Genomic DNA, 26,080 nt, shown 5'->3' on the forward strand with positions numbered 1-26,080 from the left:
CCTGTGGCGCGGCGATTGAAAAAATGCTTCGCCCCGTTCCCGGAAAACGCGGCTTTTCAGGGCTAACAGGCATGGTTTTCTAGGACCATTAATCCTAGAATGTGTCGATCAATTCCTATTTCGTTCGGTCATCGGTTCGGTTGAACCGAGGGAGCATGGCCATGCCAGACCCGAAGACGAATCCCCACGCCCCGGCCCAGGCTGACACCGTCGATGCCGGGCCCGCGCGCCGCCGTTTCCTGATGGGCGCCGCCGTTGCCGCGGCGGCGGCCGGCGCGGCAGCCACCACGGGCCGCCTGGCGCCGCCGCAGGCTCCCGGCGCCGCCGAGCCTGCTGAGCCCGCCGATGACAAGGCCACCGGCTATCGGTTGACCGAGCACATCCGCAAGTACTACCGCACCACGTGGATCTGAGGCCAGCCTCCCGGTTCCCGCGCGATTCCCGTTCCTCCCCTCCCAGGTGACACCATGCTTCTGACCCGCAAACCGGCGGCGCAGGATGCCAAGACCGGGCAGGCAAGCCGCCCCGGCGCCGCGACGCTGTCCGGCAGCCTGGCGCGTGGCCTGGCCGGCGCGCTGCCGACCATGGACCGGCGGACCTTCCTCAAGCGCTCCGGCATCGGCGTGGGCGCGGGGCTGGCGGCGTCGCAGCTGTCGCTGGTGAAGAAGGCCACGGTGGTGGGCGAGGCCAGGGCGGCCGAAGGCAAGGACGACATCGTGGTGCGGCGCACCGTGTGCTCGCACTGCTCGGTGGGCTGCGCGGTGGATGCGGTGGTGCAGAACGGCGTGTGGGTGCGCCAGGAGCCGGTGTTCGACTCGCCCATCAACATGGGCGCGCACTGCGCCAAGGGCGCCGCGCTGCGCGAGCACGGCCACGGCGAATACCGCCTGAAGACGCCGATGAAGCTGGTGGACGGGCGCTACCAGCGCATCAGCTGGGAGCAGGCGCTCAACGAGATCGTCGCCCGGATGAACGCCATCCGCCAGGAGACCGGGCCCGATTCGTTCTTCTTCGTCGGCTCGTCCAAGCACAGCAACGAACAGTCGTATCTGCTGCGCAAGTGGGTGTCGTTCTTCGGCACCAACAATTGCGACCACCAGGCACGCATCTGCCACTCCACCACCGTGGCGGGCGTGGCGAACACCTGGGGCTACGGCGCGATGACCAACTCGTACAACGATATGCAGAACGCCAAGTGCGCGCTGTACATCGGCTCGAACGCGGCGGAGGCGCACCCGGTGTCGATGCTGCATCTGCTGCATGCCAAGGAGACCGGCTGCAAGGTGATCGTGGTCGACCCGCGCTATACGCGCACGGCGGCCAAGTCGGACGAGTACGTGCGCATCCGCTCGGGCACCGACATCGCCTTCCTGTTCGGCGTGCTGCACCACGTCTTCAAGAACGGCTGGGAAGACCGGCAGTTCATCCATGACCGTGTCTACGGCATGGACAAGGTACGCGACGAGGTGCTCGCCAAGTGGACGCCGGACAAGGTCGAGGCCGTCTGCGGCGTGCCCGAGGCGCAGGTGCGCAAGGTCGCCGAGATGATGGCGATGAACCGCCCGAGCACGCTGGTGTGGTGCATGGGCCAGACCCAGCACACCATCGGCAACGCCATCGTGCGCGCTTCGTGCATCGTGCAGCTGGCGCTGGGCAACATCGGCCGGACGGGCGGCGGCGCCAACATCTTCCGCGGCCACGACAACGTGCAGGGCGCCACCGACGTCGGCCCCAACCCCGATTCGCTGCCCGGCTACTACGGCCTGGCCGCCGGCGCGTGGAAGCACTACGCCGCCGTGTGGGGCGTGGACTACGACTGGATCAAGGGCCGCTTCGCCTCGCAGGCGATGATGGAGAAATCCGGCACCACCGTCTCGCGCTGGATCGATGCGGTGCTGGAGAAGAACGAACTGATCGACCAGGACCACAACGTCCGCGCGATGTTCTACTGGGGCCATGCGCCCAACTCGCAGACGCGCGGCCTGGAGATGAAGCGCGCGCTCGACAAGCTCGACCTGCTGGTGGTGATCGACCCCTATCCGTCGGCCACCGCGGCGATGGCCAACATGCCCGCCGCCGACGGCACGCCGCCCAATCCGAACCGCGCGGTCTACCTGCTGCCGGCCGCCACGCAGTTCGAGACCTCGGGCTCGTGCACCGCGTCCAACCGCTCGCTGCAATGGCGCGAGAAGGTGATCGAGCCGCTGTTCGAGTCGCAGCCGGACCAGGTCATCATGCAGGCCCTGGCCGATCGCCTGGGGTTCGGCGGCGAGCTGTCGAAGAACCTCAAGATCATCGAGTACAAGCGCGCCGGCATGACCTGGCGCGAGCCCGGGACCGAGTCGATCCTGCGCGAGATCAACCGCAGCAACTGGACCATCGGCTACACCGGCCAATCGCCGGAGCGCCTGCAGGCGCATATGCGCAACATGCACCTGTTCGACGTGCGCACGCTGCGCTGCCAGGGCGGCAAGGACCCGGTCACCGGCTACGATCTGACCGGCGACTACTTCGGCCTGCCGTGGCCGTGCTATGGCACGCCGGAATTGAAGCACCCCGGCTCGCCCAACCTGTACGACACCAGCAAGCACGTGATGGACGGCGGCGGCAACTTTCGCGCCAACTTTGGCGTGGAGCGCGACGGCGTCAACCTGCTGGCCGAGGACGGCTCGTATTCGCTCGGTGCCGAGCTGACCACCGGCTACCCCGAGTTCGACCACGTGTTTCTGAAGAAGCTGGGCTGGTGGGACGACCTCACCGATGTCGAGAAGAAGGCCGCCGAAGGCAAGAACTGGAAGACCGACCTGTCGGGCGGCATCCAGCGCGTGGCGATGAAGCACGGCTGCCACCCCTTCGGCAATGCCAAGGCGCGCGCCGTCGTGTGGAACTTCCCCGACCCGATCCCGCAGCACCGCGAGCCGCTGTATTCCACACGGCCCGACATGGTCGCCCAGTACCCGACGCACGACGACAAGAAGGCCTTCTGGCGCTTGCCGACGCTGTACAAGACCGTGCAGCAGCGCAATATCGAAAACAAGGTCTATGAGAAATTCCCGATCATCCTGACCTCCGGCCGGCTGGTCGAGTACGAGGGCGGCGGCGAAGAGACGCGTTCCAACCCTTGGCTGGCGGAGCTGCAGCAGGAGAACTTCGTCGAGATCAACCCGAAGGCCGCCGCCGACCGGGGCATCCGCAACAACGACTACGTGTGGGTCAAGACGCCGACCGGCGCGCAGATCAAGGTGAGGGCGCTGGTGACCGAGCGCGTGGGCGTGGACCATGCCTTCATCCCGTTCCACTTCTCGGGCTGGTGGCAGGGCAAGGACCTGCTCGACTACTACCCCGAGGGCGCTCACCCGATCGTGCGCGGCGAGGCGGTCAACACGGCCACGACGTACGGCTACGACTCGGTGACGATGATGCAGGAAACCAAGACGACGGTCTGCCAGATCGAGCGTTTTGCCTAAGCGCGGGGAGCGATCATGGCGCGCATGAAATTCATCTGTGACAGCGAGCGCTGCATCGAGTGCAACGCCTGCACCACCGCCTGCAAGAACGAGCACGAGGTGCCGTGGGGCGTGAGCCGGCGCCGCGTGGTCACCATCAACGACGGCATGGTCGGCGCGGAGAAATCCATCTCGGTGGCGTGCATGCACTGCTCCGACGCGCCCTGCATGGCGGTCTGCCCGGTCGACTGCTTCTACCGCACCGAGGACGGCGTGGTGCTGCACGACAAGGACGTCTGCATCGGCTGCGGCTACTGTTCGTACGCCTGCCCGTTCGGCGCGCCGCAGTTCCCGAGCCAGGGCACCTTCGGGGTGCGCGGCAAGATGGACAAGTGCACCTTCTGCGCGGGCGGGCCGGAGCCCAACGGCAGCGATGCCGAGTTCGAGAAGTACGGCCGCAACCGGCTGGCCGAGGGCAAGCTGCCGCTGTGCGCGGAGATGTGCTCGACCAAGGCGCTGCTGGGCGGCGACGGGGATGTCATTGCCGACATCCTGCGCAATCGTGTCATGAAGCGGGGAAAAGGAGCGGAGCTGTTCGGCTGGGGGACGGCCTACGGAGGCGCCGGCAAGAGCGCCCAGGCCGCACCGGCTGCCCCAACTGCTCCAGCTGCCCCGGCCGCACCCGCCGCCAAGCCGGACGCACCGGCCTCGGGAGCGTACTAGCCATGGATACGATCCGGATGGTGGCGACGGTTGTTACCCTGGCCCTGGCCGCGGCGCTGGCGGGGTGCGGCGAGCGTGCGCAGACTGCTTTCGCTTCGCACCGCAAGGACGATGCCCCGGCCTACAAGGGCGCCGAGGGCGACCCGTTCATGGCCAAGGACTGGACGCCGGGTGACCGCACGAGCTGGGAGAACCAGATCCGCGCGCGCGGCCAGTACCAGAACGAATACAACCGGACGCCCTGAGGCGCGCGAGCGGAGGCCCGTCCATGATTGCCTGCTGGAAACACCTGGCGATGGCGCTGCTGCTGGGCAGCGCGGCGGCGCTCGCATCGGCGCAGCAGCCGGCCAGCGTGCCCGCCGTCGCGCCCGCCAATCCGGCCGTGCGGCCCGCGCAGCCGTTCGCCAACGTCGTCTCCGAGAGCGTCTTCGACCTGCCCCGGCGCGACCTGGCCAAGGAGGCGCAGGACCAGACCGCGCGCCGCGTCACGCAGCCGGGCAACAACGCGCCGGTCTGGCGCGAGGTCAATTCCGACCAGGCCGGCTACGCGAGCCTGCCCGGGCTGGAGAGCGGCGTGCTGATCCAGCGTACCGGCCAGAAGTGGCGGCTGTTCCGCAACGGTGTCATCACCGTGTGGGGCGGCTGGCTGGTGGTGCTGGTGCCGCTGGCGATCCTGGCGTTCTTCCTGCGGCGGGGCCAGATCCGCCTGAAGGCGGCGCCCACCGGCCGCCGGATCGAACGCTTCACGCCCACCGAGCGCTACGTGCACTGGACCATGGCGATCAGCTTCGTCACGCTGGGCGTCTCGGGCATCGCGATGCTGTGGGGCAAGCATTTCCTGCTGCCGCTGATGGGCCACCAGTTGTTCGGCTGGCTGACCTACGTGCTGAAGAACCTGCACAACCTGGTCGGGCCGCTGTTCACCGTCAGCATCGTCGTTGCCTTCGTGATGTGGGCGCATGACAACCTGCCGCGCCGCGGCGATCTGCAATGGCTGCTGCGCCTGGGCGGCATGTTCGGTGGCCATGGTGCCGAGGTGCCGTCGCATCGCTTCAACGCGGGCGAGAAGCTGTGGTTCTGGGGCGGGCTGGTGGTGTTCGGGCTGATCCTGTCGGCCTCGGGCTGGGTGCTGGACCGCATCGTGCCGGGCGTCGACTACTACCGCAGCACCATGCAGCTGGCCGAGATCGTCCACGCCATCGCCGCGGTGGGCATGATCTGCATGTCGCTCGGCCACATCTATATCGGCACCATCGGCATGGAAGGCGCCTATCGCGCCATGCGCGAGGGCTATGTCGACGAGGCCTGGGCCAAAGAGCACCACGTGCTCTGGTACGACGACATCCAGGCCGGCAGGATTCCCGCGCAGCGCTCCAAGCCGCCGGAGCCGCCCGAGGCGCGCGAACAGCCGGCCAAGGGCTGACGCCATCGATCCGAGGAGCCCCGCCATGACATGGTCCACCAGGAAGATGCGCCGGTCGGGAACGTGGCTTGCTGCCGCGCTGCTTGGCCTGGCGAGCGCCACGGCAGGCGCCAGGCTGCCCCCGCCGACCGCCGAGCAGAAGGCCCGGGCCGAGATGGACAAGGCCAAGGCGGCCTGGAGCGACAAGGTGGCCGCCTTCCAGTTGTGCAACGCGCAGGACCGGGCCGTGGCGCAGTACCAGGCCAGCGGCAAGGGCACCCGCACGCAGGCGGGCGCGCCGTGCGCCGATCCGGGCCCCTTCGTGCCGCCCGCGCCGGCCACCCCAGCCACCCCGGCTCCCAAGGGCTGAGACCGCGCCGATGTTGCGTCTTCATCATCCGGCAGTACAATCGTCCGCTCGCAAGTGAACCCTGACTGGAGGTGACACATGAAGCAACTCGTGATCGGACTTGCCGCGATCGGCCTGATGGCCGGCTGCGCTTCGAATGCCGGCACCGGCGCCAGCACCGGCGCACCCGCCGCCGGCACCTCGGCTTTGGCCACGCTGGCGCCCAAGAGCGGCAGCAACGTGCAAGGCACCATCAAGCTGCTGCAGCAAGGCGACAACCGGGTTGCGATGGCGGTCGACATTGCCGGCCTGCCGCCCAACGGCATGTTCGGCTTCCATGTGCACGAGAAGGGCGACTGCTCCTCGCCGGACGGCATGAGCGCGGGCGGCCACTTCAACCCGACCGGCCAGCCGCACGGCGATCCGCGCTCCGGCCCGCACCATGCCGGCGACATCCCGATGCTGCAGTCCGATGCCAGCGGCAAGGCCGTCGGCTCGATCGTCCTGACCGGCGTCACGCTCACGCCCGGCGCCACCAGCCTGGTCGGCCGCGCGGTGATCGTCCATGCGGGCATGGACGACTACAAGACCCAGCCGACCGGCAACTCCGGCGGGCGCGTCGCTTGCGGCGTGATCGTGGCGAACTGACGCCCGCACGCGGCGCCCGTTCTGGAATGGATGGGCGCCGGCCGCATGCAGGAATGCGCACGCTGCCGTGCGCATTTTTTTTGGATACCGCTCCATGCCGCTGCGCCCCGAACTGACCAACGCCTGCGTGCCGCTGCTCGATGAAGTCGAGGTCGTCGACGAGCTGGGCCACGTGCGCGCCGTGCACATCCCCGGCGAGCGGCCGCTGACGGTCTATCTGGACAAGCGCGAGTTGGTCACGCTGATGACGCTGGGCGGCGCCCCCGAGGCGCTGGTGCTCGGCTACCTGCGCAACCAGCGGCTGGTCGGCAGCGTCGAGGACATCGCGTCCGTGCAGGTGGACTGGGAGACCGAGTCCGCCGCCGTCACCACCCGCGCCGGCATCCCCGACCTGGACGAGAAGACCGCGCGCCGCACCGTCACCACCGGCTGCGGGCAGGGCACCGTGTTCGGTTCGCTGATGGACGAGATCGATGCCGTCCACCTGCCGCCCGAGGCACGCATCACGCAGACCACGCTGTACCGCGTGGTCGACACCATCCGGCTGCAGCAGTCGATCTACAAGCAGGCGGGTTCGGTGCACGGCTGCGCCTTGTTCGATGCGCAGGGCGAGCTGCTGATGTTCATCGAGGACGTGGGCCGCCACAACGCCGTCGACGCCATCGCCGGCCGCATGTGGCTGGAGGACATGGCGGGCGGCGACAAGGTCTTCTACACCACGGGGCGCCTGACTTCCGAGATGGTCATCAAGGGCGCGCAGATGGGCATCCCGTTCCTGCTGTCGCGCTCGGGCGTCACGCAGATGGGCTACCGGATGGCGCAGCGGGTCAACCTGACACTGTTCGCGCGCTGCACCGGGCGGCATTTCCTGCTGTACACCGGGCGCGAGCGCTTCATCGCCGAGCCCGGCATGGCGGCCGTGGTCGGCCCGCGCGGGGAACTGCCGCAGCCGGCGGAATCCGGCCGATAAGCCGCGGGCCGGCCGGTCCGCGCGCACGCGGTTTTCCGTCACGGGTTTGGGGGTACAATCCGCGTTTTCGAGCGCCGCCGGCCCGAGCGCCGCGACCCAGCCGTGACCAAATGGGGACAGTTTTCGCACCCGCGAAGCCTGCCCCCATTTGTTCATCACAGGCATCCCATGAGCATCAAATCCGACAAGTGGATCCGCCGCATGGCGGAGCAGCACGGCATGATCGAGCCGTTCGAGCCGGGGCAGGTGCGCGAGGCCGACGGCCGGCGCATCGTCTCCTACGGCACGTCGAGCTACGGCTACGACATCCGCTGCGCCGACGAATTCAAGATCTTCACCAACATCAACAGCACCATCGTCGACCCGAAGAATTTCGACGAGAAGTCGTTCGTCGACTTCAAGGGCGATGTGTGCATCATCCCGCCGAACTCGTTCGCGCTGGCCCGCACGATGGAGTATTTCCGCATCCCGCGCACCGTGCTGACGGTATGCCTGGGCAAGAGCACTTACGCGCGCTGCGGGATCATCGTCAACGTCACACCGTTCGAGCCCGAGTGGGAAGGCTACGTGACGCTGGAGTTCTCCAACACCACGCCGCTGCCCGCCAAGATCTACGCCGGCGAAGGCTGCGCGCAGGTGCTGTTCTTCGAAAGCGACGAGCCGTGTGAGACCTCGTACAAGGATCGTGGCGGCAAGTACCAGGGCCAGCACGGCGTTACGCTGCCAAAAACCTAGTTTCAGTTGTCCGTTTCCGCGATCCGGAGCGGTGCCTTTTGTTTCATCAGTCAAGGAACCCCGATGAAATTCCGTTTTCCCGTCATCATCATCGACGAGGACTTCCGCTCCGAGAACATCTCCGGGTCGGGCATTCGCGCGCTGGCGCAGGCCATCGAAGAAGAGGGCATGGAGGTCACGGGCCTGACCAGCTATGGCGACCTGACCTCGTTCGCGCAGCAGTCGAGCCGGGCGTCCACCTTCATCGTCTCGATCGACGACGATGAGTTCATCAACCCGGACAACGACAAGCCGGAACCGGAAGCGGTGGAAAACCTGCGCAGCTTCGTGGCCGAAGTGCGCCGCCGCAACGCCAACATCCCCATCTTCCTGTACGGCGAGACGCGCACCTCGCGCCACCTGCCCAACGACATCCTGCGCGAGCTGCACGGCTTCATCCACATGTTCGAGGACACGCCGGAGTTCGTGGCGCGCCACATCATCCGCGAAGCCCGCAACTACCTGGATTCGCTGCCGCCGCCGTTCTTCAAGGCGCTGATCGACTACGCGCAGGACAGCTCCTACTCGTGGCACTGCCCGGGGCACTCGGGCGGCGTGGCGTTCCTCAAGAGCCCGGTGGGCCAGGTGTTCCACCAGTTCTTCGGCGAGAACATGCTGCGCGCCGACGTCTGCAACGCGGTGGACGAGCTCGGCCAGCTGCTCGACCACACCGGCCCGGTGGCGGCCTCCGAGCGCAATGCCGCGCGCATCTTCGGCTCGGACCACATGTTCTTCGTCACCAACGGCACGTCCACCTCGAACAAGATGGTGTGGCACGCCAACGTGGCGCCCGGCGACATCGTGGTGGTGGACCGCAACTGCCACAAGTCGATCCTGCACGCGATCATGATGACGGGCGCGATCCCCGTGTTCCTGATGCCGACGCGCAACCACTACGGCATCATCGGCCCGATTCCGCAGAGCGAGTTCGAGCCCGAGACCATCGCCCGCAAGATCGCCGAGCATCCGTTCGCCAGCCAGGCCGCGAACAAGAAGCCGCGCATCCTGACCCTCACGCAGGGCACGTACGACGGCGTGCTGTACAACGCCGAGCGCATCAAGCACATGCTGTCGACCGAGATCGACACGCTGCACTTCGACGAGGCCTGGCTGCCGCACGCCTCGTTCCACCCGTTCTACCGCGACATGCACGCCATCGGCCAGGGCCGCGCGCGCAGCAAGGACGCGCTGGTGTTCGCCACGCAGAGCACGCACAAGCTGCTGGCCGGCCTGTCGCAGGCTTCGCAGATCCTCGTGCAGGATTCCGAGACGCGCAAGCTCGACACGTACCGCTTCAACGAGGCGTACCTGATGCACACCTCGACCAGCCCGCAGTACTCGATCATCGCCTCGTGCGACGTGGCCGCGGCGATGATGGAAGCGCCGGGCGGCACCGCGCTGGTGGAAGAGAGCATCGCCGAGGCCCTGGACTTCCGCCGCGCCATGCGCAAGGTGGAGCAGGAGTACGTCGGCACGAATGGTGGCAACGGCCGCGGCGACGACTGGTGGTTCAAGGTCTGGGGCCCGAACGACCTGTCCGATGAAGGCATCGAGGAGCGCGAGGCCTGGATGCTCAAGGCCAACGAGCGCTGGCACGGCTTCGGCGACCTGGCCGAGGACTTCAACCTGCTCGACCCGATCAAGGCCACCATCATCACCCCGGGCCTGGACGTGGACGGCAAGTTCAGCGAGTCGGGCATCCCGGCGGCCATCGTCACGAAGTACCTCGCCGAGCACGGCATCATCGTCGAGAAGACCGGGCTGTACTCGTTCTTCATCATGTTCACCATCGGCATCACCAAGGGCCGCTGGAACTCGATGGTGACCGAGCTGCAGCAGTTCAAGGACGACTACGACAACAACCAGCCGCTGTGGCGCGTGCTGCCGGAGTTCGTGCGGCAGTATCCGCAATACGAGCGCATCGGCCTGCGCGAGCTGTGCGACGCCATCCACAGCGTCTACAAGGCCAACGACGTGGCCCGCGTGACCACCGAGATGTACCTCTCCAACATGGAGCCGGCGATGAAGCCGTCGGACGCATGGGCCAAGATGGCGCACCGCGAGACCGAGCGCGTGGCCATCGACGACCTGGAGGGCCGCATCACCGCCATCCTGCTGACGCCGTATCCGCCGGGCATTCCGCTGCTGATCCCGGGCGAGCGCTTCAACCGGACCATCGTGCAGTACCTGCAGTTCGCGCGCGAGTTCAACAAGCTGTTCCCCGGCTTCGAGACCGATATCCACGGGCTGGTGGAGGAGGAGATTGAGGGTCGGGTTGGGTACTTTGTCGACTGCGTGAGGTGATTGCCGCAACAGGGGCGCACGAGTCGTCGTGCGCCGACTGTACGAGCAGATGAGCAAGCCCGGCCAAGTGCCGGGCTTTTTCATGTCCGGTGACGCGACGCCTGTGCCGGGGCGTATGCTGAGTTCATGTGCGCCCGAGCACCGGCGCGTTCCAGCCTGCCGCTTGCGTATCCATGCCCCATCAGCGTCTTTTTATTGCGCTCGACCCGAGCGCCGGCACGATCGATGCTTTGCGCCGCGTCGCCACGCCTTTGGCGGCGCAGCCCTGGCCTCACGCGCGTTGGATGCCCCGTGACCAGTGGCACGCAACGGTGCGATTTCTCGGCGCAACGCCGGAAGACGGCGTTCCGTATTGGATGCGGATGCTGGAGTCGCTTGCTGGCATGGCCGCCGAACGGGGGCCGTTGGGGATCATTGGAGCGGCGCTGTGGCCGTCGCCTGCACGCCCGCGGGTACTGGTGGTGACGGCAAAGCCCGAGGATTGGGCGCAGGCAATGGCGTCGCGCGCGGAAGCGCTAGCCCGTGATGCGGGCTATCGCCCGGAGACGCGGCCGTTTCAGCCGCACATCACGCTGGCCCGGCTGGGCGGGGCGTCGGCATCGCCGGCTTGCGTCGCCGCGCTGGAGACGGCCGCACACGCGTTGCACGGTGCGGCCATGCGGTTCGACAGCCTGTCGCTCTTCGCCAGCCGCACGCCCCCGGACGGGCCGTGGTTCGAGCGGCTGGCGACGGTCCGGCTGTCCGGCGGTTAGCCCGCCAGCCCAGCCCGCGCCGCAACAATCGCCAGCCTCACCTGCTCCGGCGCCGTCCCGCCGATATGGTTGCGCGAAGCAACCGAGCCTTCCAACGTCAGCACGGCGTGCACGTCGTCGCCGATCAGGTTCGCCTTGTCACCCAGGCCGCTGATCTCGCGCAGCTGCGCCACCGACAGGTCGGCCAGGTCGCAGCGCAGGTCGTCGCAGGCGCGCACGGCGTGGGCCACGGCTTCGTGCGCGTCGCGGAAGGGCAGGCCGCGCTTGACCAGGTAGTCGGCCAGGTCGGTGGCGGTGGCGTAGCCCTGCAGGGCGGCGGCGCGCATGGCGTCGGCCTCGACTGTGATGCCGGGCACCATGTCGGCGAAGATGCGCAGCGTGTCGACCACCGTGTCGACCGTGTCGAACAGCGGTTCCTTGTCTTCCTGGTTGTCCTTGTTGTAGGCCAGCGGCTGGCCCTTCATCAGCGTGAGCAGGCCGATCAGGTGGCCGTTGACGCGGCCGGTCTTGCCGCGCGCCAGCTCGGGCACGTCGGGGTTCTTCTTCTGCGGCATGATCGAGCTGCCGGTGCAGAAGCGGTCGGCGATGTCGATGAAGCCCACGCGCGGGCTCATCCACAGCACCAGCTCTTCGGAGAAGCGCGAGATGTGCGTCATCACCAGCGCGGCGGCGGCGCAGAATTCGATGGCGAAGTCGCGGTCCGACACCGCATCCAGCGAGTTGCGGCACACGCCGTCGAAGCCCAGCTGCTGCGCGACGAATTCGCGGTCGATCGGGTAGCTCGTGCCGGCCAGCGCGGCGGCGCCCAGCGGCAGGCGGTTGACCCGCTTGCGGGCGTCGAGCATGCGCTCGGTGTCGCGCGTGAACATCTCGACATAGGCCAGCAGGTGGTGGCCGAACACCACCGGTTGCGCGACCTGCAGGTGCGTGAAGCCGGGGACGATGGTGTTGGTGTGCTGCTCGGCCAGGTCCAGCAGGGCGCCGCGCAGGGCGCGGAGCAAGCCGACGATATTGTCGATCTCGCTGCGCAGCCACAGGCGGATGTCGGTGGCGACCTGGTCGTTGCGCGAGCGGCCGGTGTGCAGGCGCTTGCCGGCGTCGCCCGCCAGCGCGGTCAGGCGCGCCTCGATGTTCAGGTGCACGTCTTCCAGGTCCAGCTTCCACTCGAACGCGCCGGATTCGATCTCCTGGCGGATCTGCGCCATGCCGCGCTCGATGGCGGCGCGGTCGGCCTCGGCGATGATGCCCTGCTTGGCGAGCATGGCCGCGTGCGCGAGCGAGCCCTGGATGTCGAACAGCGCGAGGCGCTTGTCGAAGAACACCGAGGCGGTATAGCGCTTGACGAGGTCGGACATCGGCTCGTTAAAGCGGGCGGACCACGCTTCGGCCTTCTTGGCGAGTTGGGAGGTCATGGCGGACAGCGGAGGAGGGCAGCCGGGCGGGATGGGCCGGCCGCGGATTCAGGAAACCGCGATTATATCGTCCGCCGGCCCATGGCCAGCCCGGCGCTCCACGGCCCGGCTACAGCGCGCTGTCGATCAGCGCGCCCTTGAAGATCACCGGCCCGGTCGGCCCGTTCGGGTCGGGCGAGCCGCCGCGCGGCTCCACGCTCACCGCGAGCGCCGGCACCCGCGCCAGCGGCTGGGCGGGCATCAGCCGCATCGCGCGCTGGTGCCCGATCACGCCGAGCGATCGCGGGCGCCCGTCGGACGGCAGCGCCCACAATTGCAGTGCTTGTTGGCTGGTCAGCGGCGTGGCGTCGAGCCGCTTGAGCGACAGCGTGCCGGTGCGCGCGTCCCAGGTGACCAGCACGGCGGCCTGGGCCTGTGCGTCCTGCAGCACGGCCACCGCGCTGGCGACGGGGGCTTCGCGCAGTTGCCGCGCCAGCCGCAGGTTCAGGCCGATCGCCACCACGGCCACGATGGCCGTCGCCGCCACAGCCACGCGCCAGAAGCCGGTCCCGTGCCAGAGCTGCTGCCAGCGCGTGCGCCGCCGCGGTTCCGGCCGGCGCCAGCCGAGCTGCACCTCGACGCGGCAGAGAATCTCAGGCAGCGGCGCGGAGGCGGGCTGCAGCGCGGGCAGATCGGCCAGGTAGCGCTGCCAGCGCTCGACCGTCGTGCGCACGTCGGTATCGTGGCGGATCAGCTGCTCAAAGCGCCGGCGGGCGCCCGCGCGCAGCGTGCCGACCGCGTATTCGGCGGCGAGCCGGTCGATCAGGTCGGGTTGGCGTCGCGGGTCCATCAAGGCGTCCCCAGGCATTCGCGCAGGCGGTCCAGGCCGCGCCGCATCCACGATTTCACCGTGCCTAGCGGCACGGACAGCACCTGCGCCAGTTCGCTGTGCGACAGGTCGCGCAGATAGGCCAGCGAGACCACTTCGCGCTGCCGCGGGTCGAGGCGCTTCAGGCATTCGGCCAGGGCGCGTGCCTGTTGCCCGGCCAGCGCCAGGTCGGCGGGGCCGGGGGCGTGGTCGGCCAGCGCGTCCGCGTGGGCGTCGTCGAGCGGCACCGATTCCGCCACGCGCTCGGCGCGCTGCCGGCGCAGGCAGTCGAGGGCGCGATTGCGCACGATGGTGGCCATCCACGTCATCGGCGCGGCCAGCTGCGGCCGGTAGTCGGCGGCGTGGCGCCAGATGTTGACGAAGCTTTCCTGCAAGACATCCTCGGCCCAGTCCCGTCTGACCAAGATACGCAGCGCAAGCCCGAACAGTTTCGCTGCGCAGCGCGCGTACAGGGCGCGCAGGGCCTCGCGCTCGCCCAGGCCGATGCGCTGGAGCAGGGCCGCGAGCTCGTCCGCTTCCGCGCCCGGGGCGCGGGCGGCGATGGGCGGCCGGCTGGCGTCCTGCCCTGCATGGTCTGCGGCGGTGCGTTCGAGGCTGGGCACGGGCGGGTCGTCGTGAGGATGCTGTGGCCATTGTAGGAAGAAACCATCACCCCCGTGGGTGGGCATTCCCCGGGGCTGCGCCGTGGTCCGCATCCGTTTCGGCGCGCCCTTCGTATAAGCGGACAGGCGCTCGGCAAACGCCGGCGTGCGCCACCTTCCCATGAACGCAAGGAGTGCAACGATGGATACGACGAAAGACGTAGACGCAGCGCAGCTCGATGCCGACCTCCCCCGCATCGATGTGCGCCGCCGCGTGCTGCTGCGGACACCCGGCCTGCTGGCGCTCGGCTCGCTGGCGGCGGTGTCGCTCGGGCGATCGATGCCGGCCTGGGCACAGACGCAGTCGGGCAGCGTGAAGGACGACATCAATATCCTGAATACGGCGCTGGGGCTGGAGTACCAGGCCATCGCCGCGTACCAGGTGGGGGCGGAAAGCGGGCTGCTGCAGAAACCGGTACTGGCCACGGCAGTGAAGTTCCAGGGGCACCACAAGGCGCATGCGCAGGTGCTGTCGGGCACGGTCTCCAAGCTGGGCGGCACGCCGGTGATGGAAAAGAAGGTGGCGGAATACAACTTCCCGGTCAGCCAGCTCAAGACGCAGGCCGACGTGCTGCGCTTTGCCGCCGGGCTGGAGAAGGGGGCCACTTCGGCCTATCTGGGCGTGTTGCCTAATTTCTATACGCGGGATCTGACCAAGGCCGCCGCCAGCATCCTGGGCGATGAGGCCATGCACTGGGCGATCCTGCTGTCGGTGCTGGGTGAAGACCCGGTGCCGGTGGCTTTCGTTGGTTAGGGCGCTGCCCGAACCCGGTCTTGCGTTGCCCCGCCGCGCCGATGTGCGGTGGGGCGTTTGCCGTGCCTCCCGATGCGTGACCGAACTTCGGGCGGCGAACCGATCATTCGTCACGGTGTCCGGCGCGGAACGCGTGCGAGGCATAGCATCCGTTGTCCCTGCGCGTTGCGCGAGGTTCGCGCGGGGTGCGTCCATCGGTTCTCCGCGAGGGACGGCATCTGATCCCCCCGAGCAGGGAAGGAACGACACACCATGCGCCCTACCGCCCCTCGAATTGGTCCGCCTTCGGCAACCGTGTCTGGTGAACCGGCTGCTGATGCCGTGCCACAGCATGCCGAGCCTGGACGGACAGGCCGCCCACCGCGTGCCAGAGGACTGCCGTTGGAACAGCGGCGCACCGGGCCGGCGGCGAGGAATCCCCGGGGCGCGGTAACGCAGGGCGATGCCGGGGCGTCAGATGCATTGCACGGGCAGGCGCTGTCGGCCGAAGCGCCGAGGCGCCCCAATGTTGCCGGCCCGCCGGCAGATCGGGCGGAAAGCGTGCCCTCCCGTGTTCGAGGTGGCACGCAGCCCCAGGCATCCAAGGAACTGCGTGCGCGTCGGCAACTTCCGGCGGAGGTGGTCCGCCAGCTGTCCGAAACGGTACACATGCAGGTTCTGCTTGCGAACGGCTTCGCTTGGGACAGCAGTCTGGCGGACGATCTGGATGATGTCAGGCTGGATTCAGCGCGCCAACTGTCCGCCATCGCCCACCGTGATGTCATGCCGCCGGAGTCGGCCAATCTGGTCTTCGCCAAGCTGGTCAAGGGGCGGGCCCTGATCCTGAACAGTGCGCAAGATCAAGGCGGGTGCAGATCACCGGCCCTTGCAGGGCTGCTGTTTCTCGGCGAACACCACAATCGCTGGAAGGCGCACAACGGCATGCCGTCGCACACGCTGCCTGCGCTCATCTATGGCCCCGGCCAGGATAGCGATGGATTCGCCGCAGCAATCAGCGGGAGCGGTGGATTTGGGACGAGCCACCTGCATGTGAGAGGCAAGGCCGTCAATAACGCGAGCGTCATCGCGCATGAAAGTGTCCATGAGGCGCAGTACAACAAACGATTGGGCTTGTTCAATGCCCTGATGTTGCGCGCGCCGACCACCCACGTCGACACCGCCGCCCACGCGCGGGCCGGCTTTCTGGAAGCGGCAAGAACGTTGCCCGTCCTGCCGCCGACGGATGTGAGCGCCGAGACCGCGAAGATCTGCTACGTGAGCGACCCCACCGAGGCGCAAGCCTATCTGGAGGAAGCGCAATTGCGTTCGCTCCTTCCGAGCGATCAGGGCATGGGGGCATATGTGCCCAGGCAGGATGCACGGCTGCACGAACTTGCCGATCTGCTTGCCGAGGTTGCGGACGCGCTCAACGTGGCGGGGCCGCAGGAGCAGGCGGCGCGCGGCATCCTCGCGGAATTCGACCCCGCGCGTTATCCGGAGGCAGGCGAGGCACTTGAGCGGATTCTGCTGTCCGCCGCTTCGCTGCACGAGATGGCCGAATCGACAGCGTGGGACGCCGACGCCGCAGACGCTTGGAAAGGCACGCTGGAGATATTGAGGCAAAGATGCGATGCCATCAGGACCGAACCGCCCCTGGGCAGCGGACTGCTCGGACTGGCGGACGCGCTGGAGCGTTTCCTGGTCGATACTGCGAAGCAGCGCAGCGCTCAGGCATTGGCGTTGATTGCGGACACGCTGGAGGTCTTTCTGGAACGCGTAGCCCAAACACATGGCCATGCTGTCCATGCGCTGAAGGCGCGGCCGGTCACTCCCGAGGCATTCGACGCAGCAAAGCAGGACCCCATCGGCGTTCTGGGGCAGTTGCTTGAGCGCTGCGGGTTTGCGCATGCGCAAGGGCTGCCCGCCGCGATTTCCGCAGCCCGGTCGGCGTCCGGTTTCTCGTCCGCAGTCGCAGACCTGAAAACGCGGCTCGGCAAAGAGGAGCCTGTTGCCGCCGATGACCTGCGCGAGGTGGTGGTGCTGCTGGCCAGCCGGCTACTGGGCTTGGCACCCTCGCAGCTGCCGGCGGCATTGGTTCCGGCGGTCAACCTCTACGCTTCCTCTGTCGTGGTGTTGCCCAATGTGGCGGGTCTGAATGGTGTGTCGCACCAGAAGCGCAAGGCGGCTTTCGACGTCGCGACGTGGCAACTGCATATTCCGCGCAACGTCTTTGATGCACCCGAGCGGCTTGAGTCTCGCCTTGCCGGGCTTGCCGCCGACGTTGCTTATGCAGCGGTTTCCCTGCGCGAAGACAAGCAGTTCGAAACCAACCACCCCCTATTCGCGCTGTGGTACGGCCCCTTGAGCAAGCGCTTCACGAATGCGCTTGCGGCGGCGGAGGTCGTAGCGTCTTCGCGCGATTTTCTGGCGCGCCATCCCGACAGCGCTGCGGCCGCGCTGCATGCGATCGTGCAAGCGGTCCGGGTCGACGACGGCATCGAGGCGAGGGCCTGGCACCTGGGGCCGCGAGCGGAGGTCAAGCGTGCGTCGCATGCTGGCACGGAGCTGCCAGATCGCGCTTGGCCGGGAGAGGATGAAGCGCGGCCTGATGCGGGCGCTGCCCGGTATGCCTATCAATCGCGCACGTTTGAGCGCTGGCACGTGTATTCGGTCGCATTTCGCCGAGCCATCGCGCACCTGTAACCGGATGCTTCCTCAGCGAGGTGCAATTCAGCCTCCGCCCAGGGGCGGAGGCGTTCCTCGGCGGAGGCGCCGCCGTCAGCCGCTATTGCGCAGCCCCGCCGCGATCCCGTTGATCGACAGGTGGATGCCGCGCCGCACGCGCGCATCGTTGCTGCCGGCCTTGCCCGAACGGAACCGCTTGAGCAGCTCCACCTGCAGGTGGTTGAGCGGATCGAGGTAGGGGAAGCGGTTCTTGATCGAGCGCGCCAGCAGCGGGTTGTCCGCCAGCCGCTCCGACTGGCCGGTGATGGCCCCCAGCACCTGCTCGGTGAGCGTGAACTCGGCCGAGATGCGCGAGAACACCGCGTTGCGCAGCTTGCGGTCTTCGCACAGCTGGGCATAGCGCGAGGCCACGTTCAGGTCGGCCTTGGACAGCACCATGTCCATGTTGGAGAGCAGGTTGGCAAAGAACGGCCATTGCTTGTGCATGCGCTTGAGCGTCGCCAGGCGCGCCGCCTTCGCCTTGGCGCTGCCGGCCTCGTCCAGCCAGCGCTGCACCGCGCTGCCGAAGCCGAACCAGCCCGGCAGCAGCAGCCGGCACTGGCCCCACGAAAAGCCCCACGGAATCGCGCGCAGGTCTTCGATGCGGCGCTGCTTCCTGTCCATCAGCTTGCGCGAGGCCGGCCGCGAGCCGAGGTTCAGGTCGGCGATCTCGGTGATGGGCGTGGTGGCGAAGAAGTAGTCCTTGAAGCCCGGGGTCTCGTAGACGAGGTGGCGGTAGGCAGAGAACGCGTGGTCCGACAGCGCCTGCATCGCGGCCTCGAATTCCTCCAGCCCCTTGGGCCGGTTGCGCGTGGGCAGCAGCGTGGCTTCGAGCGTGGCGGCCACGATGGTCTCGAGGTTGCGCCGCCCGATCTCGGGGTTGGCGAACTTGCTGGAGATGATCTCGCCCTGCTCGGTCAGGCGGATCTGCCCGTTCACCGTGCCCGGCGGCTGCGACAGGATGGCCTGGTAGGTCGGGCCGCCGCCGCGGCCCACCGTGCCGCCGCGGCCGTGGAACAGGCGCAGGCGCACGCCTTTGCGCTCGAACAGCTCCACCAGCGCCAGCTCGGCTTTGTACAGTTCCCAGTTGGAGGTCAGGAAGCCGCCGTCCTTGTTGGAATCCGAATAGCCGAGCATCACTTCCTGCTCGTTGCCCTGCGCGGCCAGCACGGCATCGAAGCCGGGCAGGGCGAGCAGCTCGCCCATGATCTGCGGGGCGTTGCGCAAGTCTTCGATGGTCTCGAACAGCGGGATCACCATCACATCCAGGCCCGCGCCGCCGCTGCCGTTGGTGCCGTGGCGGAACATGCCCGCCTCCTTCTGCAGCAGCATCACTTCCAGCAGGTCCGACAGCGTTTCGGTGTGCGAGATGATGTAGTTGCGCACGATGCGGCTGCCGTAGCGCGCGCGCACCTCGCGCGCGGCACGGAAGATGTCGAGCTCTGACGCGGTCGTCTCGCTGTAGGTGTGGAAGGGCAGCGCCAGCAGGCGCGGCTGTTGCAGCTCGCGCAGCAGCAGCGTGCGCTTGTCGGCTTCCGACAGCGCCGCATAGGCGCCTTCCACGCCGGCCACCCGGAGCAGCTCGGCCACGGTGGCCTCGTGCACGTCCGACACCTGGCGCAGATCGATCGACGCGAGGTGGAAGCCGAACACGTCGATCGCCCGCGCCAGCGAGGCCAGCCGCGCATCGGCCAGCGCCTCGCCGTGGTGCGCCGCGAGGGAATCGATGACGATCTGGAGATCGGCGCGCAGCTCCTCCGCGCACGTGTAGGCGGGGGCCGGGCCGACCGCGTGGCGGCCGGCATCCTCGCCGGTCAGCTCGCGGCAGGTGGCCGCCAGGCGCGCATACACGCCGATCAGCGCGCGCCGGTAAGGCTCATCCGCGCGGTGCTCGGAGTGATCGGGCGAGCGTTCGGCCAGGGCCAGCAGGTCGGCGCTCACGTCGACGAGCAAGGTGGACATCGACAGCTCCGCGCCCAGCGCGTGGATCTCGTCGAGGTACCACGTGAGGATCACGCTGGCCTGCCGTTGCGCGGCATGGCGCAGCGTCTGCGCGGTGACGAACGGGTTGCCGTCGCGGTCGCCGCCGATCCATGAGCCCATCTGGAAGAAGGCGGGCAGCGGGGCCGGCTCGCCGCGCGCGCCCCGGCGCGGGAACACCGTGGCGACGTCCTCTTCCAGCTCGCGGTACAGCGCGGGAATCTCGCGCAGGAAGGTGGTCTGGTAGTACGACAGCGCGTTCTCGATCTCGTCGGCCACCATCAGGCGCGTGGTGCGCAGCATGCGCGTCTGCCACAGCTTGGTGACGTGGGCGCGCAGCAGGGTGACGTTGCGCTCGCGCTCGCGCACGGTCAGCGGCGCATCGCGCTCGGCCAGCAGGCGGGCGATCTCGTGCTGCGCGTCGAGAATGCTCTTGCGCTGCACTTCGGTCGGGTGGGCCGTCAGCACCGGCACGATCAGCGCGGCGTCGAAGAAGCGCCGCAGCGCATCGCCCGAGAGGCCCTCGTCGGCCGCCGACAGCAGCGCGCGCAGCAGGCTGCCCGGCTGCGGCGACGAGCCGGCCAGCGCGTGCACGCGGCGGCGGCGGTTATGGTGCTGGTCTTCGGCGATGTTGGCCAGGTGCGAGAAGTAGCTGAAGGCGCGCACCACCGAGGTGGTCTGGTCGCGCGACAGCGTCTTGAGCAGCCGGTCGAGCTCCTGCTCGGCCTGGCGGTCGCCGTCGCGGCGGAAGCGCACCGCGGTCTGGCGGATGGTCTCGACGGTCTCGAAGGCGGCGGCGCCTTCCTGCTCGCGCAGCACGTCGCCCAGCAGGCGCCCGAGGAAGCGGATGTCCTCCTTGAGCGGCTGGTCCTTGGCCGCCGCGCTGCCGGAGGACCGGCGCGAGGTCGGGCCCAGGGCGGTGCCGGCCGTGCCGCCGGGCGAGGGCGCCGGGGTCTGGCTGGCGGGGGCGGGTGGCGTCTTGCGCGCGGGGGTCGCGCGCGAGGATGCGCGGCGCGCGGCGGACTGCGTCATGCGTGTCTCCTGGTTGGATGGGTCAAGTGCCGGATCGGTCTTCTTTTCTGCATCACTTCCACGGGATGGCCGCCCTGTGGCGAAAAAGCTGCGTGCTACCATTGCCGCATGTCTTCAAACGCCCGTCCGACCTCCGTCGAATCCCCTCTGGCAGCCCAGGCGCCGACCAAGCTGGTCATCGCCTCGCGCGAAAGCCGGCTCGCCATGTGGCAGGCCGAATACGTGCGTGCTGCGTTGCAAAAATACTATCCCGCGTGCGACGTGTCCATCCTGGGCATGACTACGCGCGGTGACCAGATTCTCGACCGCTCGCTCGCCAAGGTGGGCGGCAAGGGCCTGTTCGTGAAGGAGCTCGAGGTCGCGCTCGCCGAGGGCCGCGCCGACCTCGCCGTCCACTCGCTCAAGGACGTGCCGATGGAGCTGCCGCCGGGCTTCGTGCTGTCGGCCATCCTCGAGCGCGAGGATCCGCGTGATGCCTTTGTCTCCAATGATTACGCCGATCTCGCCGCGCTGCCCGCGGGCGCGGTGGTGGGCACCTCCAGCCTGCGCCGCGAGGCGTCGCTGCGGGCGCGCTTTCCGCACCTGGTGATCCAGCCGCTGCGCGGCAATCTCGACACGCGCCTGTCCAAGCTCGACCGCGGCGATTACGCGGCCATCATCCTCGCGGCCGCCGGGCTCAAGCGGCTGGGGCTGTCCGAGCGCATCCGCGCCGTCATCGCGCCCGAAACGTCCCTGCCGGCGGCGGGGCAGGGCGCGCTCGGCATCGAGAGCCGCGTCGATCGCCACGACGTGCAGGCCTGGCTCGCGCCGCTGCATCACGCGCCCACGGCGCTGGCCGTGACCGCCGAGCGCGCGGTGTCGCGCCAGCTGGGCGGCTCGTGCCAGGTGCCGCTGGCCGCGTTCGCGCAATGGACCGATGCCGGCGCGCTGCGCCTGCGCGCCTTCGTCGCTTCGCCGGACGGCCGCCGCAAGCTTGCCGCCGAAGCCGAGGCCACGCCCGCCACACCGGCCGAGGCCGAGGCCCTGGGCGCCCGCGTCGCGCAGCAGATGCTGGACGGCGGCGCACACGACATCCTCGCCACGCTGGGCGCCGACGCGCCGCCCGCCACCTGACCTCCCGGCCCGCCATGGACGACCGCTCGCCTTCTCCATCCAGCGTGCCGCCCGACGCTCTCCCGCATCCTTCCGCGCCCGTCGTCATCGTCACGCGGCCGCGCGCGCAGGCGCCCATGCTGGTTGCCGCGCTGGAGCGCCACGGGCTGCGCACGCTGCAGTTTCCGCTGCTCGACATCGCGCCGACGCCCAACCTGGACGACCTGCGTGCCGCGCTGGCCGATCCGTCGCGCTATGCGCTGGTGGTGTTCGTCAGCCCCAATGCCGTGCAGCAGGCGTTTGCGGCCATGCCCGAAGGCTTCCGCTGGCCGCAGGATGTGCCGGCCGCGGTGGTCGGCCCCGCCAGCGCCCAGGCCCTGGCCGCGCACGGCGTCGCGGCGCCCACGTACCGCGTGATCCGGCCCGACTCCCATGCCGACGACGCGCGGCAGGATTCCGAGGCGCTGTATGCGCGCCTGGACGTGGCCACGCTGAGCGGCCGCGAAGTGCTGATCGTGCGCGGCAACGGCGGCCGCGAATGGCTGGCCGACCGGCTGCGCGAAGCGGGCGTTGCCGTGCGCACGGTGGAGGCGTATCGGCGCAGTGTCCCGGTGCCCGACGCCGCGGCCTGGGCCGCGCTGCGCGAGGTGCTGGCCGGCCGCCACGCCTGGACGCTGACCAGCTCCGAGGCGGCGCGCAATCTCGACAGCCTTGCGCGCGCCAGCCTGAGCGCCGCCGAGGTCGAGGCGCTGTACGCGGCGCCCTGCTTCGCGCCCCATGCCCGCATTGTCGAGCAGGCACAGTCGCTGGGCTTTCGCGACGTGACGCTGACCGGCGCCGGCGACGACCGCCTGCTGGCCGGCGTGCTCGCGTGGGCCGGCCCCGTCGCGCTCGCCGCCGAGACCACGCCGTCGCCCGCCCCCGTGGCGGCGCCGGCCGAATCGAACCCTTCCTCACCTGCTCCGACCGTGTCGCAGACTCCCGTTCCCACGTCCGTTCCCACACCGGGCCCGGCCGCCGCCTCGCCGGGGCCGGCTCCCGCGCCTGCCGCTCCGACCATGACCGCCGGCGCCGGACCCGGCCGCGGCGGCTGGCTGCTCTGGGCCGCGCTGATCCTGGCGCTCGTGGTGGTGGCCGGCCTGCAGATCCGCAATGAGCGGCTGGCGCGCGAGGTCCGGCAGCGCGCGCAGCAGAACGAGACGCTGGCGCAGGAGATGCGCGTGCTGTCGCGCAACAATCAGGACGCCTTTGCCCAGCTGCAGCAGAAATTCGGCGCGCTGGACGCCCGCACCGCCGAAACGCGCGACCGCCAGGGTGCGCTCGAGCAGGCCAGCCAGGACCTGCTGCGCAACCGCGACGATTGGCAGCGGGCCGAGATCGAGCGCTCGCTCGAAGTCGCTTCCGAACAATTGCAGCTCACCGGCAACGTGAGCGGCGCGCTGGCCACGCTGCAGACCATCGACGCTCGCCTGGCCACCGTCGACAAGCCGCAGTTCCGCGCCATGCGACGCGCTGTCGCCCGCGACATCGCCAAGCTCAAGGCCATGCCCGCCGTCGACCTGTCGGGCGCCGCGATCCGGCTGGACGATGCGATCAACGGCATCGATGCGCTGCCGCTGGTGTCGTCCGCCGTGCCGCTGGAGTCGGGGCAGGCCGCACCGGCCTCGCGAGGCCGTCCCGCCAGGCCGGGCAAGGGCGCGGTGCCGGCTTCGGCGTCCGCGGCGTCGCCGGCGGCGGAGTCCGGCTGGTCGGCCGGCGTGCGCGCCTGGTGGAGCCGCCTTTGGCACGACGTGCGCAGCGAGCTGGGCCAGATCGTGCAGGTACGCCGCGTCGACCAGACCGATGCGCTGCTGCTGTCGTCCGATCAGGCGTGGTTCCTGCGCGAGAACCTCAAGCTGTGGCTGATGAACGCGCGGCTGGCGCTGCTGTCGCGCAACGAGGCCGTGTTCCGCGCCGACCTCGGCCGCGCCGATACGCTGCTCGCGCGCTACTTCGACACGCAGTCGCCGCGCGTGGTGGCCGAGCAGACCCTGCTGCAGCAGGCGCGCGCGAGCGTCGGCGCGCTGGAGGTGCCGACCCTGGCCGACAGCCTCGCCGCCGCCCGCGGCCAGGGCAAGGAGTAACCATGCGCTGGGTATTCTGGGTTGCGTTGCTGTTTGCCGCCGCCGTCGGCCTGGCGCTGTTCACCGAGCTCAACCTGAGCAACGTCGTGCTGCTTTACCCGCCGTACCGGGTGGACGTGTCGCTGAACTTCGTGCTGGCGTCGCTGGTGCTGGTGTTTGTTGTACTGCATCTGCTGTTGCGGCTGTTTCACCACGTGACCGGCATGCCGGCGCGCGCGGCGGCGTACCGCGAGCGCACGCGCATCCTGCGTGCCTCGGCGGCGCTGCGCGATGCGATGGAAAGCCTGTTCGCCGGCCGCTTCGGCCGCGCCGAGCGCCTGGCGCGCGAAGCCCAGGCATGGGAGCCGCAACGCGAGACCGCCGCCCTGATCGGCGCCCGCGCGGCCCACCGCATGCAGGAGACCGACCGCCGCGACGCCTGGATGGCCGAGGTGACCTCACCCGACCGCGAGCAGGCCAAGCTGGTGTCGATGGCCGAACTGCTGGTCGACGCCCGCGATGCCGATGGCGCGCTGGAGAAGATCGCGCAGCTGCAGGCGCAGGGCGCGCGGCAGATCCAGGCGCAGCGCATCGCCCTGCGCGCGCACCAGCACCTGAAGAACTGGAACGAGGTGCTGCGCCTGACGCGCGCGCTGGAAAAGCGCAACGCGATCCACTCGGTGCTGGCCGCGCGCCTCAAGCAGATGGCCTGCGAGACGCTGCTGCAGGAGCGCCGCCACGACACCGACGCCCTCAACGACTTCTGGCGCGAGTTGACCACGGAAGAGCGCCGCTCGCCGCGCATCGCTTCGCAGGCCGCGCTGTACTTCGCACAGCTCGGCCGCACGGACGAGGCCAAGCGCATCGTCGAAGACGCCCTGAGGGCGCACTGGGATGGCCGCCTGATCCGCCGCTATGCCGATTGCGCCGTGCCCGGCAAGGCGCTGCCGCTGATCCAGCAGGCCGAGAAATGGCTGGCCCAGCATCCGGTCGATGCGGACCTGTTCTACACGCTGGGCATGCTGTGCTTCAAGGAGCAGCTGTGGGGCAAGGCGCAGTCGAGCCTGGAATCCGCGCTCAAGTATGCCGATGCCGATCACCACGGCAATCTGCGCGCTCATGCGCACCTGGCGCTGGCGCAGCTCTATGAGCAGACCGACCGCCAGGAAGAGGCGCAGCGCCACTTCCGGCAGAGCGCGCTGCTGGCGGTCAAGTAAGCAGGGTGCATCCGGAGGGCAGGGGAGGCGCGCCGCGTCCGTCAGTCGCGGCGCTTCCTGCCGGTGAGCATCGCGCGGATGAGGTTTTCCCTGTGGAGCACGCTCATCGCAATGGCCGCCGCCACGTGGATCACGATCAGCACGGCCAGCGCATCGGCCAGCAGGCCATGCAGGTCCGTGGGCCAGTCTTCGCCCCAGAAGGCGTCCAGCCGGGACAGCCATCCCGTTGCGCCCAGCGCGAGGATGAGCGTCCACATGGCGAACATCACCACGGCGCCGGCCGGGTTGTGGCTGAGATGGCGCGGCGCCCTGCCGGTGCAGAGCGCCTTGACATACCGGACCACCTCGGCCGGGCGGGGCGCCCAGGTCCGGAACCGTGCCGCCTCGCTGCCGATCCAGCCCCACGCCAGGCGCACCGCCACCAGTGCCACCGCCGCATAGCCGAGGCCGCGGTGCAGCGGACCGCCGGAATCCTCGTACAGTTCCCACAGCACCAGGGCCGCCACGCCCCAGTGCGTGAGGCGGACGACCTTGTCCCACACCGGGACGGACGCTTCGGACGATGTCATGGCGGCAGTGCAGGCAAGGCGGGAGCGATTTACTTCTCGATCTCGGACTTCACGACATCCAGCGTCTTGGTGTCGTAGTAGATCTCGACCTTCTTGCCGTCCTGGTTGGTGCCGTAGATTTCGTAGCAGTGGCCGTCCACCTTGAACTTCTTGATGGTGTAGCCCTGGGCCTTGATCTTGGCCTGGGCCTCGGCTTCGGGCATCCATTCGTTCTTGGGATGGGCGGTGCAGTTGGCGCTGGCGAAGGCGCTGGCGGAGCACGCGGTGGCCAGGACGGCCAGGGTTAGCTTCAGCATGGGAGTCTCCTCCTGTTCAGGGAAGAGGCAGCGTACTGTGGCTGAG

At 68.9% G+C, this 26,080-nt stretch carries 22 protein-coding genes; 16 read left to right on the top strand and 6 right to left on the bottom strand.

Annotated features, from left to right (window positions below; translation table 11 throughout):
* The first annotated feature begins 161 nt into the window (after nt 1-161).
* From GO999_RS05060 to thpR, 11 genes are all read left to right on the top strand, one after another.
* Nucleotides 162-413 carry a formate dehydrogenase gene (locus GO999_RS05060; protein WP_028853495.1) on the top strand — a complete coding sequence of 84 codons (252 nt, stop codon included), beginning with the start codon at nt 162-164 and terminating at the stop codon, nt 411-413.
* A 54-nt stretch (nt 414-467) separates the two neighbouring features.
* Complete coding sequence (locus GO999_RS05065; protein WP_071012994.1) at nt 468-3,467, top strand: formate dehydrogenase subunit alpha; 3,000 nt, start codon at nt 468-470, stop codon at nt 3,465-3,467.
* A 15-nt stretch (nt 3,468-3,482) separates the two neighbouring features.
* Nucleotides 3,483-4,169 carry a formate dehydrogenase FDH3 subunit beta gene (fdh3B, locus tag GO999_RS05070; RefSeq protein WP_019718407.1) on the top strand — a complete coding sequence of 229 codons (687 nt, stop codon included), beginning with the start codon at nt 3,483-3,485 and terminating at the stop codon, nt 4,167-4,169.
* 2 nt (nt 4,170-4,171) lie between these two features.
* Nucleotides 4,172-4,414 (top strand): hypothetical protein, encoded by a 243-nt coding sequence (locus tag GO999_RS05075; RefSeq protein ID WP_011002294.1) that lies wholly within the window; start codon nt 4,172-4,174, stop codon nt 4,412-4,414.
* 23 nt (nt 4,415-4,437) lie between these two features.
* Nucleotides 4,438-5,592, top strand: a complete 1,155-nt coding sequence (locus GO999_RS05080) for a formate dehydrogenase subunit gamma (protein WP_211906620.1) — start codon at nt 4,438-4,440, stop codon at nt 5,590-5,592.
* Nucleotides 5,593-5,617: 25 nt separating this feature from the next.
* A complete protein-coding gene (locus GO999_RS05085) occupies nt 5,618-5,941 on the top strand; it encodes a hypothetical protein (RefSeq protein WP_016727877.1) in 324 nt (107 codons plus the stop codon).
* Between the two features lie 78 nt (nt 5,942-6,019).
* Nucleotides 6,020-6,568, top strand: a complete 549-nt coding sequence (locus GO999_RS05090; RefSeq protein WP_016725196.1) for a superoxide dismutase family protein — start codon at nt 6,020-6,022, stop codon at nt 6,566-6,568.
* Between the two features lie 94 nt (nt 6,569-6,662).
* Nucleotides 6,663-7,538 (top strand): formate dehydrogenase accessory sulfurtransferase FdhD, encoded by an 876-nt coding sequence (locus GO999_RS05095; protein ID WP_071012987.1) that lies wholly within the window; start codon nt 6,663-6,665, stop codon nt 7,536-7,538.
* A gap of 168 nt (nt 7,539-7,706) precedes the next feature.
* On the top strand, nt 7,707-8,273 hold the full coding sequence (gene dcd / locus GO999_RS05100) for a dCTP deaminase (protein WP_064048792.1): 567 nt from the start codon (nt 7,707-7,709) through the stop codon (nt 8,271-8,273).
* A 63-nt stretch (nt 8,274-8,336) separates the two neighbouring features.
* The gene (locus GO999_RS05105; protein ID WP_011002288.1) at nt 8,337-10,616 is read left to right on the top strand and encodes an arginine/lysine/ornithine decarboxylase; all 2,280 of its coding nucleotides are present in this window, start codon (nt 8,337-8,339) and stop codon (nt 10,614-10,616) included.
* A 173-nt stretch (nt 10,617-10,789) separates the two neighbouring features.
* Nucleotides 10,790-11,368 (top strand): RNA 2',3'-cyclic phosphodiesterase, encoded by a 579-nt coding sequence (thpR, locus tag GO999_RS05110; RefSeq protein WP_211906621.1) that lies wholly within the window; start codon nt 10,790-10,792, stop codon nt 11,366-11,368.
* Here thpR and argH read toward each other — a convergent pair.
* The 3 genes from argH to GO999_RS05125 all read right to left on the bottom strand — a co-directional run bounded on the left by argH (nt 11,365) and on the right by GO999_RS05125 (nt 14,250).
* Nucleotides 11,365-12,780 (bottom strand): argininosuccinate lyase, encoded by a 1,416-nt coding sequence (argH, locus tag GO999_RS05115; RefSeq protein WP_211906622.1) that lies wholly within the window; start codon nt 12,778-12,780, stop codon nt 11,365-11,367. The two genes, thpR and argH, sit on opposite strands and share 4 nt — an antisense overlap.
* Before the next feature lie 109 nt (nt 12,781-12,889).
* The gene (locus tag GO999_RS05120; RefSeq protein WP_071012967.1) at nt 12,890-13,609 is read right to left on the bottom strand and encodes an anti-sigma factor; all 720 of its coding nucleotides are present in this window, start codon (nt 13,607-13,609) and stop codon (nt 12,890-12,892) included.
* Nucleotides 13,609-14,250 (bottom strand): RNA polymerase sigma factor, encoded by a 642-nt coding sequence (locus GO999_RS05125; RefSeq protein WP_019718412.1) that lies wholly within the window; start codon nt 14,248-14,250, stop codon nt 13,609-13,611. Before GO999_RS05125 ends, GO999_RS05120 begins: the two co-directional genes overlap by 1 nt.
* 181 nt (nt 14,251-14,431) lie before the next feature.
* Here GO999_RS05125 and GO999_RS05130 point away from each other — a divergent pair, with 181 nt between their 5' ends.
* Together GO999_RS05130 and GO999_RS05135 are read left to right on the top strand one after the other, a co-directional pair.
* Nucleotides 14,432-15,043, top strand: coding sequence for a ferritin-like domain-containing protein (locus GO999_RS05130; protein WP_011002283.1), 612 nt, complete (start codon nt 14,432-14,434; stop codon nt 15,041-15,043).
* A gap of 648 nt (nt 15,044-15,691) precedes the next feature.
* Nucleotides 15,692-17,725 carry a hypothetical protein gene (locus GO999_RS05135; protein WP_249215055.1) on the top strand — a complete coding sequence of 678 codons (2,034 nt, stop codon included), beginning with the start codon at nt 15,692-15,694 and terminating at the stop codon, nt 17,723-17,725.
* A 75-nt stretch (nt 17,726-17,800) separates the two neighbouring features.
* On the opposite strand, the gene ppc is transcribed toward GO999_RS05135, so the two are convergent.
* Complete coding sequence (ppc, locus tag GO999_RS05140) at nt 17,801-20,758, bottom strand: phosphoenolpyruvate carboxylase (protein WP_211906623.1); 2,958 nt, start codon at nt 20,756-20,758, stop codon at nt 17,801-17,803.
* Nucleotides 20,759-20,866: 108 nt separating this feature from the next.
* On the opposite strand from ppc, the gene hemC reads away from it, so the two are divergent.
* Genes hemC through GO999_RS05155 form a run of 3 tightly spaced genes read left to right on the top strand, consistent with a single transcriptional unit; the run spans nt 20,867 to nt 25,169 of the window.
* A complete protein-coding gene (hemC, locus tag GO999_RS05145; RefSeq protein ID WP_011002280.1) occupies nt 20,867-21,871 on the top strand; it encodes a hydroxymethylbilane synthase in 1,005 nt (334 codons plus the stop codon).
* 14 nt (nt 21,872-21,885) lie between these two features.
* Nucleotides 21,886-23,973, top strand: a complete 2,088-nt coding sequence (gene hemDX, locus GO999_RS05150) for a fused uroporphyrinogen-III synthase HemD/membrane protein HemX (RefSeq protein ID WP_211906624.1) — start codon at nt 21,886-21,888, stop codon at nt 23,971-23,973.
* Between the two features lie 2 nt (nt 23,974-23,975).
* The gene (locus tag GO999_RS05155; RefSeq protein ID WP_011002278.1) at nt 23,976-25,169 is read left to right on the top strand and encodes a heme biosynthesis protein HemY; all 1,194 of its coding nucleotides are present in this window, start codon (nt 23,976-23,978) and stop codon (nt 25,167-25,169) included.
* A 41-nt stretch (nt 25,170-25,210) separates the two neighbouring features.
* On the opposite strand, the gene GO999_RS05160 is transcribed toward GO999_RS05155, so the two are convergent.
* Entirely contained in the window at nt 25,211-25,738 is a 528-nt protein-coding gene (locus GO999_RS05160; protein WP_016722728.1) for a cytochrome b/b6 domain-containing protein, read from the bottom strand.
* A 29-nt stretch (nt 25,739-25,767) separates the two neighbouring features.
* Nucleotides 25,768-26,034 carry a PepSY domain-containing protein gene (locus tag GO999_RS05165; RefSeq protein ID WP_011002276.1) on the bottom strand — a complete coding sequence of 89 codons (267 nt, stop codon included), beginning with the start codon at nt 26,032-26,034 and terminating at the stop codon, nt 25,768-25,770.
* Nucleotides 26,035-26,080 lie beyond the last annotated feature (46 nt).

Origin of the sequence: Ralstonia nicotianae (assembly GCF_018243235.1) — a bacterium.
GTDB lineage: Bacteria > Pseudomonadota > Gammaproteobacteria > Burkholderiales > Burkholderiaceae > Ralstonia > Ralstonia nicotianae.